This window comes from Acinetobacter sp. UBA1496 (genome assembly GCF_002324975.1).
In the GTDB taxonomy this organism is placed as follows: Bacteria; Pseudomonadota; Gammaproteobacteria; order Pseudomonadales; family Moraxellaceae; genus Acinetobacter; species Acinetobacter variabilis.
Genome location: NZ_DCRI01000059.1, coordinates 1 through 9413 on the forward strand (window position 1 = coordinate 1; position 9413 = coordinate 9413).

Annotated in this window: 12 protein-coding genes; 8 read left to right on the top strand and 4 right to left on the bottom strand. The window is 42.7% G+C overall.

Annotated elements, in window-relative coordinates; genetic code table 11:
- Window positions 1-54: 54 nt before the first annotated feature.
- A complete protein-coding gene (locus B3143_RS06915) occupies window positions 55-864 on the bottom strand; it encodes a lysophospholipid acyltransferase family protein (protein ID WP_004785223.1) in 810 nt (269 codons plus the stop codon).
- A 190-nt stretch (window positions 865-1054) separates the two neighbouring features.
- Between B3143_RS06915 and B3143_RS06920 the strand changes: the two genes are divergently transcribed.
- From B3143_RS06920 to B3143_RS06950, 7 genes are all read left to right on the top strand, one after another.
- Window positions 1055-1186 (top strand): hypothetical protein, encoded by a 132-nt coding sequence (locus tag B3143_RS06920; protein WP_004785224.1) that lies wholly within the window; start codon window positions 1055-1057, stop codon window positions 1184-1186.
- 76 nt (window positions 1187-1262) lie between these two features.
- On the top strand, window positions 1263-2603 hold the full coding sequence (hflX, locus tag B3143_RS06925) for a ribosome rescue GTPase HflX (protein WP_004785226.1): 1341 nt from the start codon (window positions 1263-1265) through the stop codon (window positions 2601-2603).
- 34 nt (window positions 2604-2637) lie between these two features.
- The gene (locus B3143_RS06930; RefSeq protein ID WP_004785228.1) at window positions 2638-3009 is read left to right on the top strand and encodes a hypothetical protein; all 372 of its coding nucleotides are present in this window, start codon (window positions 2638-2640) and stop codon (window positions 3007-3009) included.
- A gap of 9 nt (window positions 3010-3018) precedes the next feature.
- A complete protein-coding gene (locus B3143_RS06935; RefSeq protein ID WP_004785229.1) occupies window positions 3019-3693 on the top strand; it encodes an LrgB family protein in 675 nt (224 codons plus the stop codon).
- Between the two features lie 87 nt (window positions 3694-3780).
- Complete coding sequence (locus B3143_RS06940; RefSeq protein ID WP_004785231.1) at window positions 3781-4227, top strand: DUF2147 domain-containing protein; 447 nt, start codon at window positions 3781-3783, stop codon at window positions 4225-4227.
- A gap of 397 nt (window positions 4228-4624) precedes the next feature.
- Window positions 4625-5074 (top strand): DUF2147 domain-containing protein, encoded by a 450-nt coding sequence (locus tag B3143_RS06945; RefSeq protein WP_005237150.1) that lies wholly within the window; start codon window positions 4625-4627, stop codon window positions 5072-5074.
- 140 nt (window positions 5075-5214) lie between these two features.
- Window positions 5215-5661: a DUF2147 domain-containing protein gene (locus B3143_RS06950; RefSeq protein WP_034171097.1), complete on the top strand. Its 447-nt coding sequence runs from the start codon at window positions 5215-5217 to the stop codon at window positions 5659-5661.
- Window positions 5662-5715: 54 nt separating this feature from the next.
- Here B3143_RS06950 and B3143_RS06955 read toward each other — a convergent pair whose 3' ends face one another.
- Genes B3143_RS06955 through pdxA form a run of 3 tightly spaced genes read right to left on the bottom strand, consistent with a single transcriptional unit; the run spans window position 5716 to window position 8378 of the window.
- A complete protein-coding gene (locus B3143_RS06955; protein ID WP_005237153.1) occupies window positions 5716-6561 on the bottom strand; it encodes a symmetrical bis(5'-nucleosyl)-tetraphosphatase in 846 nt (281 codons plus the stop codon).
- Between the two features lie 5 nt (window positions 6562-6566).
- A complete protein-coding gene (rsmA, locus tag B3143_RS06960; protein WP_005237157.1) occupies window positions 6567-7379 on the bottom strand; it encodes a 16S rRNA (adenine(1518)-N(6)/adenine(1519)-N(6))-dimethyltransferase RsmA in 813 nt (270 codons plus the stop codon).
- Between the two features lie 30 nt (window positions 7380-7409).
- The gene (pdxA, locus tag B3143_RS06965; protein ID WP_005237159.1) at window positions 7410-8378 is read right to left on the bottom strand and encodes a 4-hydroxythreonine-4-phosphate dehydrogenase PdxA; all 969 of its coding nucleotides are present in this window, start codon (window positions 8376-8378) and stop codon (window positions 7410-7412) included.
- Window positions 8379-8913: 535 nt separating this feature from the next.
- Here pdxA and rplM point away from each other — a divergent pair.
- Window positions 8914-9342: a 50S ribosomal protein L13 gene (rplM, locus tag B3143_RS06970; RefSeq protein WP_004785249.1), complete on the top strand. Its 429-nt coding sequence runs from the start codon at window positions 8914-8916 to the stop codon at window positions 9340-9342.
- Window positions 9343-9413: the final 71 nt, after the last annotated feature.

Genomic DNA, 9413 nt, shown 5'->3' on the forward strand with positions numbered 1-9413 from the left:
TTCATCGAACTCAGGTTAATGAATATCTCTGAGTATTTCTAATAAAAAAGCCTCTTAATGAGGCTTTTTTAATACTTTGGCTTGCAACCTTTGCAAACCCTCCAGCATATTTTCATGCACTAGTGCAGTCAGGCTTTCTACTGTATGCCCTTCGGTCGCAATTGCCGGCAAGGCCATCAGATGAGCTGTTACTTTAGGCATTTCCAGAACATTTCGTACATGTTTGGCAAAACTGATGTTCCCAATAAAAGGCGCCACCATATCCAGTTCACCCTGCTGATTTACATAACAGATCAGGCAGATTTGTACGGGACGTTGCGCTTCGATTGCTGCACCGAGAATACGACCATAAATTTTTTTAATTGAGCGTCCATCAGATGTGGTCGCTTCAGGAAAAAACAGGACCGGAATATTCTGTTTCAGGAAGCCGGTAATCTGTTCACGGATTCTGACTGAATCTCCTGAACCACGCTTGATAAATAAGGTGCCACCGCCTTTAGCCAGCTTGCCCAAAATTGGCCAATTTTCAATTTCAGCTTTGGCCAGAAAAAACACTCGCGCGCCTGAACCCAAAACGGCGATATCCAGCCAGGATATATGATTGCTCACCCATAATGCAGGCTCACGTGGAATCACGCCATGGACCTGAACCTCGATATTAAACACCTTGCACAACTGGCGACAGAAATACTGCACATATCGGGTATTGTTCGGGTTATTCGGGTCTTTATACAAACCGTGACGGTAAACCAGATAAAACCCCTGGCTGATGGCTGCTAATGCAGAAGTCGTTTTTCTTGTATAAAGAAAGAATTTTGCTAAACCTTGTATCTCAGGTGATTGATTTTGTACAGTCGAGTTCATAAAAAGATCACTAAATCCTAAACAAGATACAGGGAATATCCACGAATTAAACCCATTTTATACTGTTCATGTCCAACTTGCATTGATAATAAAAAACGACCAAGTACATCTATATTTTCAATTTAAATTCATCAAATAAATTAAATAAAATAAATCAATCGAAATATTAGATTAAAAAAGGATGCTCATCATGCAAGATGAAACAGTTAAATCAGCTGAGATGATTCGGCCCTTAAAAGTATTAAGCTATATCTTGGGTGGTACCCTGTTATATACGGCGTTGCTCGTAACACTTGCACAACTGTTTGTCACGGCACTCTAAAACAAAGCTCGCTATTTCAGTATCTGTAAAGTTCATTTTCAACTAAAATGAAGTTTTCAACTGGAGATTGGCCTGAGTGGAATATTTTGAGCAACATCAGGGAAAAGAACGCGTCATACTAGTCAGTGTGAGTGTACAAATGCTGGATGACCTTGATGCTGAAGAGTTTCATCTGTTAGCTCAATCTGCAAATGCCGAAATTCTGGAACATCTTTTTGTTCAACGCTTAAAACCGGATGCCAAATTCTTTGTGGGTTCAGGAAAAGCAGAAGAAATTGCTGAACGGGTCAAAGAACTGGATGCCAATCTGGTTATTTTCGATCATGCGCTGACACCTGCTCAAGCACGTAACCTGGAAAATGTGGTGCATTGCCGGGTGGTAGACCGTACCGAACTCATCCTCGATATCTTTGCGCAGCGTGCCCGTACCTATGAAGGGAAACTGCAAGTTGAACTGGCACAGTTACAGCATCTGTCTTCACGACTGGTTCGTAGCCGTACCAATCTGGATAGCCAGAAAGGCGGGATCGGTCTGCGCGGGCCGGGTGAAACCCTGCTAGAAACAGATCGCCGTTTATTGCGTATCCGCATGGGACAGCTTAAAGCCAAAATAGAAAAAGTCCGTCAAACCCGTATTCAGGGCCGTGTTGCACGCCAAAAAGCGGCTGTTCCAACCGTGTCTTTAGTAGGTTATACCAATGCGGGGAAATCTACCTTATTCAATATTCTGGCCGATAGCGATGTGTATGCAGCAGACCAACTATTTGCGACTCTGGACCCAACTTTAAGACGCCTGCAATGGGACGGCGTCGGTAATCTGGTACTGGCAGATACGGTAGGTTTTGTGCGTAATCTTTCGCACTCACTGGTTGAATCTTTTAAAGCAACTCTGGAAGAAACCGTTGAAGCCACTCTGCTTTTACATGTGATCGATTCCAGCAGTCTGGAAATGCTTGAACAAATTGAAGCCGTTGAAAAGGTGCTCAAGGAAATTGGCGCTGACGTTCCGGTTTTAAGAGTTTATAATAAAATTGACTGTAGCGGTGAGGATGCCAAAATCATTTACCGTCAGCCCGGTCAGCCTGAACGGGTCTATGTTTCAGCACATAGCGGTGAAGGTCTGGATCTATTACGCAAAGCTGTGCATGAAGCATTAATGGGTCAGATTCAGCACTTTGAACTGGTATTGAAACCTGCCTATGGCAAACTGCGCAATCAACTTTATGCGCTGAATGTGATTCAGTCCGAACATTATGATGATGAAGGTCAATTGCATATCAATGTAAGGATTGCACCTCCGAAGCTGGAACAGCTGATCAAACAGGCCCATTTACCGATAGAAGAAATTCTGGGATCTCAAGCACTTCAATTCCAGCGTCCACTTGAAGAGTTTGAAATTCGGCCTAAGATCGAGTAAAACTTGATAAGTAAACTTTTAAATGACATCACCAATGAACTGGATAAAACATATTGACTGGCCAGCATGGATCGGCACTCTCCTCTTAATTATTGTATTTCGTGAAGCTTCAGTCTGGCTAATGACCCAGCTAGATCACCCTGAACTGGGCAATCTGGTCGGACTCATCAGCCTGCTAGTCACCTTATTTGCCTGGCGCTATTTTGGCAAAATTCCAGCGCGTCTGGTGGATACCAATAACAAGCTGATGAAAGAAAGTGCCTTCGCTTTTTTACCAATTAGTGCAGGCGCGCTAATTATGCTGATGCATATGGGACAAAAAATTCCGGCCTTCATGCTGGTGTTATGCCTGAGCACTCTGCTTCCTCTTTGGATCTACGCCAAAATGGCAAAACGCTGGTTATAGGAGTCGCACATGTTTTCTGTTCTTTATGGCTTTGCGATTACCTTAATTGCTTATCTGCTTGCTAAACCCTGCAATCGTGTTATTCCGCAAATTCCTGTGATTGTGTTTAGCATGTTCTTGGTGCTGGTGATTTTATTGGTGCTCGGTATTCCTTATGAGCATTATATGGATGAAGTCAATCCACTGTTTAACCATTTGCTCGGTTATGTCACGGTTGCACTGGCGATTCCACTAGCGGCCATGCGTTATGATGACCTGCCGCTGAAAGCCATTATTGGGATTCTCGTTTTTGCCAGTATCAGTGCGGTTGCCTTACCGATGGGTCTCGCCTATTTGCTGCATATGTCTTCTGGCGACATCATGGCCTTTGCCACCCGTGCAGTCACAACACCAATTGCAATTAATATTGCAACCTTACTGGAGGCACCTGTTAGTCTGGCCATTCTGATCGTCATTTTGTCTGGCGTAATTGGTGCAGCATTTTCACCATTTATTTTACGACATATCAATGATGAGCGTGCTTCAGGTCTGGCTCTAGGTCTAGCAGCACATGCGATTGGTACAGCTCAAGCCTGGCAGCGTGGTAGTGTTGCCGGACGTTATGCTGCGTTTGGCATGGCAGTGAATGCCGTTTTTACTGCGATCTGGTTGCCAACTTTTATACTTTATCTGCAGAAAATGTGACTCATCAATCAATATTTAACGTTTGTTTCTGAATGAAACTATTCTTACTATAGGGAAATAAAGAATTTTTCACTCAGGAACAGACCTATGAAAAAGGTTCAATTATTATCCGTTTTAGCCCTGACCTTTTTCAGTCATCTGGCTTTTGCTTCTGATATTTCAGGTACCTGGAGAAGTATTGACGATAAGACAGGATCCGCCAAAGCGATTCTGGAAATTCGTGAAACTTCAAATGGTGTTTATACCGCCAAAATTACCAAGATTACGCCTCGTCCTGGCTACACACCGCGCGAAACCTGTGTTTCCTGCCCTGCACCTTATACCAATAAACCGATTCTTGGTCTGGATGTACTTACCGGCTTAAAGGATGCAGGCAATAATAATTTCTCTCAAGGTAAACTGATTGACCCCTTATCCGGTAATATTTACAACACCAAAGCTAAATTAAGTGCCAATGGCAAACGTCTGACCCTACGTGGTTATGTGGGTGTTTCAGCCTTAGGACGCAGCCAGACTTGGATTAAACAAGATTAATTCATGACTTAGTGCACAGAAGCTTGCATTTTCATGCATTAAGTTGTATCAATATTAGACAGATGCTTTTTTTATACAATATAAAACATGCATATAAATATTAGATTCATTTGCCTTAACAGGCTTAGCATCAAACGGATTTTGATGGGCAATATAAGGAGATAGAATGCAAGACATTACCATGTTAAAGATCTTATTGAATTTCTCTGCTTTTACTGAAAATTCAGCCATAAAGCAATTAACATCGACAGATTTCTGTCATGGGGAATCAACAGGGTTAAAGCAGATTGACCGAGCGATCTGCAACGCTCATTACTCTAAAATCAACCAAAATTAAAAAACCACACGCTTGTGTTTGGGATAGTTTGTTTCATCTATGAAAAAAGGATAAATATAAATGAATAAATCTAAATTAGGATTAATGCTCATTGCTACATTCATGACTGGGACCATTTATGCACAAGACTTGACCGGGACATGGCAACAAATCGATGATAAGACTGGTTCACCCAAAGCACTGATTGAAATCCGTCAGGACAGCAATGGTACTTATGCCGGCAAAATTGTCAAAGTAACGCCTCGTCCAGGTTATACCCCACAAAAAACCTGTAATAAATGCCCTGCTCCTTATACCAATCAGCCGATCCTGGGGATGGACGTACTGACAGGTTTAAAACAGGTCGGTGATAGCGTGAATTATGAAAAAGGTCGTGTGATTGATCCATTGACAGGTAAAATTTACGATGCCAAGGTTCGTCTGAGCAGCAACGGCAAACGTTTAACCCTACGCGGTTATGTGGGGGTATCTGCTCTGGGTCGTAGCCAAACCTGGATTCGTCAGGAATAAGTTCACACTTTTTCTCAAAGCTGCCAAACAGGCAGCTTTTTTTATAAATTTAATTCCATGTTTTTAATTATTTATTGACTATTTGTGCAATCTTCCTAACATGTGCGGGTAATAATGAAAAGTTCTTTGGAATGATGGATATGTTAAAGAAGATATTCCTTGCCACATTGACTACAGGATTCATGATGAACCTGTGGGCTCAAGATATTAGCGGAACCTGGCAACAAATTGATGATAAAACTGGAGCAGCAAAAGCCATCATTGTCATCGAAAAAGAAGCAAATAATACTTACTCAGGCAAGATTGCGAAAATCACGCCACGTCCAGGTTATACACCACGCGAAAAATGTAATAAATGTCCAGCCCCTTATACCGATCAACCGATTTTAGGCATGACTATTCTAAAAGGCCTGAAACACGTTGAAGGCACCAAAAATTATGAAAAAGGTCGTGTCATTGATCCATTGGCAGGTAAAATTTATGATGCCAAGGTTCGTCTAAACAATACCGGCAAGCGTTTAACACTACGTGCCAGTATGGGTGTTTCAGTTCTGGGCCGCAACCAGACCTGGATTCGTGTAGACTAATGATCAGCACATAAAAAAGCCACGTTGAACGTGGCTTTTTTAGCTTTGAATTTTTTAAAATACCGGATTATCGACAGCGAACATTTGTTGGTCTTCCAGGCGATAAGCCATCAGCTGATTACCCCAGACACAGCCACCATCGACATTCTGAATTCGCTCAGAAATGGTTTTACCCTGTAAAGCGGCCCAGTGTCCAAATACAATTTGATGGGTTGCTGCAGTTTTCGATTCAAATTCAAACCAGGGCTTAAAACCTTCTGGCATCGGATCATCCAGTGAATCTTTAAAACTATATTCCAGACGCCCTTCTGCATCAGTTAAACGCATCCGGGTCAGGTAATTCACGATACAGCGTGTACGCTCATGACCTTCTAATTCATCTGACCAGAGTGTAGGCTCTTTCCCAAACATTTCCTTTAAGAAAGTATCCACCACCTCAAAATCATCATGGGCAATAATGGCTTCTACTTCTTTAGCCAATTCAGCCGTCTTGGCTGCATCCCAGATATTGGGAATACCGGCATGGGTCAGTACCGTCTGTTCATTCGGAAACAGACACATCGGCTGTTTACGGATCCAGTCAATTAACTCATCACTGTCGATCGCATCAATCACATCACGGACATTATCCTTGTCTTTAATCGGCTTAATACCGCGTGCATAAGCCAGCAAAGTCAGGTCATGATTACCCAGCACTGTTGCCGCCACGCCATTATCGACAAGCTTTTTAATGAAGCGTAATGCACCCAGCGAGTTTTCCCCTCTAGCCACCAGATCACCAGCAAACCAGACAAAGTCCTGATCAGGATCAAAACGGATTTTTTTCAGCAGTGCCTTCAAGGCTTCAAAACAGCCTTGTACATCACCAATCACATAATTGTATCGAACAGTGCGGGTCATTATTTTTAAGCTACCATTTGATCAGATAATGCCACAAATTGGGCAAGTGACAGTGTCTCTGGACGTGCCATTGGATCCACACCTGCCTTTTCAAAACCATCTTCAACCAGCATCCCTTTCAGGCTATTACGCAAAGTCTTACGGCGCTGGGTAAATACATGCGATACCAGACGAGCCAAAGCTTTTTCATTTTTTGCCATGATCGGTTTTACATCATATGGCTCCAAACGGAACACGGCAGATGTCACTTTTGGTGGCGGATTAAAAGAACCTGGCGGCACTTCAAACAGAAAAGTCGGTTTGCAGTAATACTGGATCATCACCGACAAACGACCATATTCTTTGGTGTTCGGTGAAGCTGTAATACGATCGACCACTTCTTTTTGCAGCATGAAGTGCATGTCTTTCACTTTGTCACCAAATTCCAGGAGATGGAACAATAGTGGCGTTGAAATGTTATAAGGCAGGTTTCCGACTACACGTAGCGGACGACCTTCTTCAAACAAATTGGTGAAATCGTATTTCAGTGCGTCTGTTTCAATAATGGTTAAACGTTCAGGATGCGGCACACGACCCGGCAAACCAGCGGCCAAGTCACGGTCCAGCTCAAGTACGGTCAAGGCATCACATTCACCAATTAAAGGAGATGTCAAAGCAGCCAGACCCGGGCCAATTTCAACAATATTTTCGCCTGCACGCGGATTTACGGAACGCACAATTTTGGCAATGACACGTTGGTCATGTAAGAAGTTTTGACCAAAACGCTTGCGCGTGTGATGCCCTTCATCTTTTGGGTTTAAGGCATTAATCTGATACATAGACATTTCCAACGTGTAATAAAGACGAGATCATTGACGCGCTAAATCCAGCGCCAAGTCCACAGCCACATGTAAGCTTGAGCTTTTCGCAAGGCCTGTACCTGCGAGGGAGAGTGCTGTGCCGTGATCGACAGAAGTTCGGATAAACGGTAAGCCCAAAGTAATATTGATGGCTTCACCAAAGCCCTGAGATTTTAACACAGGTAAACCCTGATCGTGATACATCGCCAGAACAGCATCGGCATCTTTCAAATTTTCAGCGGTAAATAAAGTATCTGCAGGCAGGCTCAGACTCATATTGATACCTTGAGTACGGTAAGTCTCCAGTACTGGATTGATGACTTCAATCTCTTCCATACCCAAATAACCGCCCTCACCTGCATGTGGATTTAAACCACAGACCAGAATATGCGGATGCTCGATTTTAAACTTCGATTTTAAGTCATGAATCAGGATATCAATCACCTGATGCAAGCGTTCCGGAGTAATGGCATCGGCAACTGCACGAAGTGGCAGATGGGTGGTTGCTAAAGCAACACGTAAAGTTTTAGTCGCTAGCATCATCACCACACGCGGTACACCAGCAAATTCCTGGTAATACTCGGTATGACCACTGAAATGGATGCCTGCATCATTAATGACTGACTTCTGCACTGGCGCTGTAGCCACTCCGACACTTTTGCCTGACATGGCATATTTGGCTGAACGACGCAGCTGTTCCAGTACATAAGCGGCATTGTGGCTATTTAGCTGACCTAGTACTACCGGTTCTTTTAAAGGCACATGCTCAACATAAAGCTGACCTTTTTCTGAAGAAGTCGTTTGCCCTGTGTATTCAATCAGTTCAACCAGAAGTTTTAACTGCTGCGCCCGTTGACGGAGCATATACAGATCGGCAAGTACCACCAATGGACGCTCATCAATACGATCCGCCAGACTCAAGCAGATATCTGGACCAATTCCGGCAGGTTCACCACTGGTAATATATAAAGGCAGCATGACTTTCTTCTGTATTATCAATTGTCCTTATTTTAGTACAAATTTCACAGGGAAAGTTTTAGATAAAGGTTTAGATGATGTTTATTCAAATAATACTGTACATTTCTCATTATATTAAAGAAAGATAAAACCGGGCTGACGTCAATAAACCTCATAAAGAGTTTCAGGCAATCCTCTCAACACTCGACATGTTTAGCTTTTGGCATTTTCAAGGAGGATTGTCTCAAGTTTAGAAAGCAAACCTAGGCAGACTTGAAGACAGGCCATTTGCTAAAGAAATACATATTAAAAAACAGGTGAATCCATTCATACAAAGACGTGCCCCTAGTCTTAGGTCCGTTTTATTATTTAATGATTAATCATATGTGTTTATAGGCTAAAAATCCTACTGGTCATTCATTGAAAGACGTTGTAAAATACAGCACTTGAAATTTTATATTTTCATTGTGGTTCTCCCGGCTTTCGGGTAGAATTCGGTCTCCTTTCGTTTGGACAGCTTCCATAGTCCAAACCAACTATAATAGGTAGTGGTTTAATGAAAACTCTCAGCGCTAAGCCAGCTGAAGTTCAACACGACTGGTACGTTGTTGATGCTTCTGGCAAAACTTTAGGTCGTCTCGCGACTGAAATCGCTCGTCGTTTACGCGGTAAGCATAAAACTTCTTATACTCCTCACGTTGACACTGGTGATTACATCGTTGTTATCAATGCTGAGCAAGTTCAAGTGACTGGTAACAAATCACTTGACAAGAAATACTATCGCCATACTGGTTTCCCTGGTGGTATTCGTGAAACTAATTTTGAAAAATTAGTTGCTCACAAACCAGAAGAAATTTTCCAACGCGCTGTAAAAGGCATGTTGCCAAAAGGTCCTCTTGGTTATGCAATGATCAAAAAAATGAAAGTGTACGCTGGTACTGAGCATCCACATACTGCTCAACAGCCACAAGTTTTGGACATCTAAGGGATACAGCACATGGCTACTAACTATGGTACAGGTCGCCGTAAGACCGCAACTGCACGTGTTTTCCTATC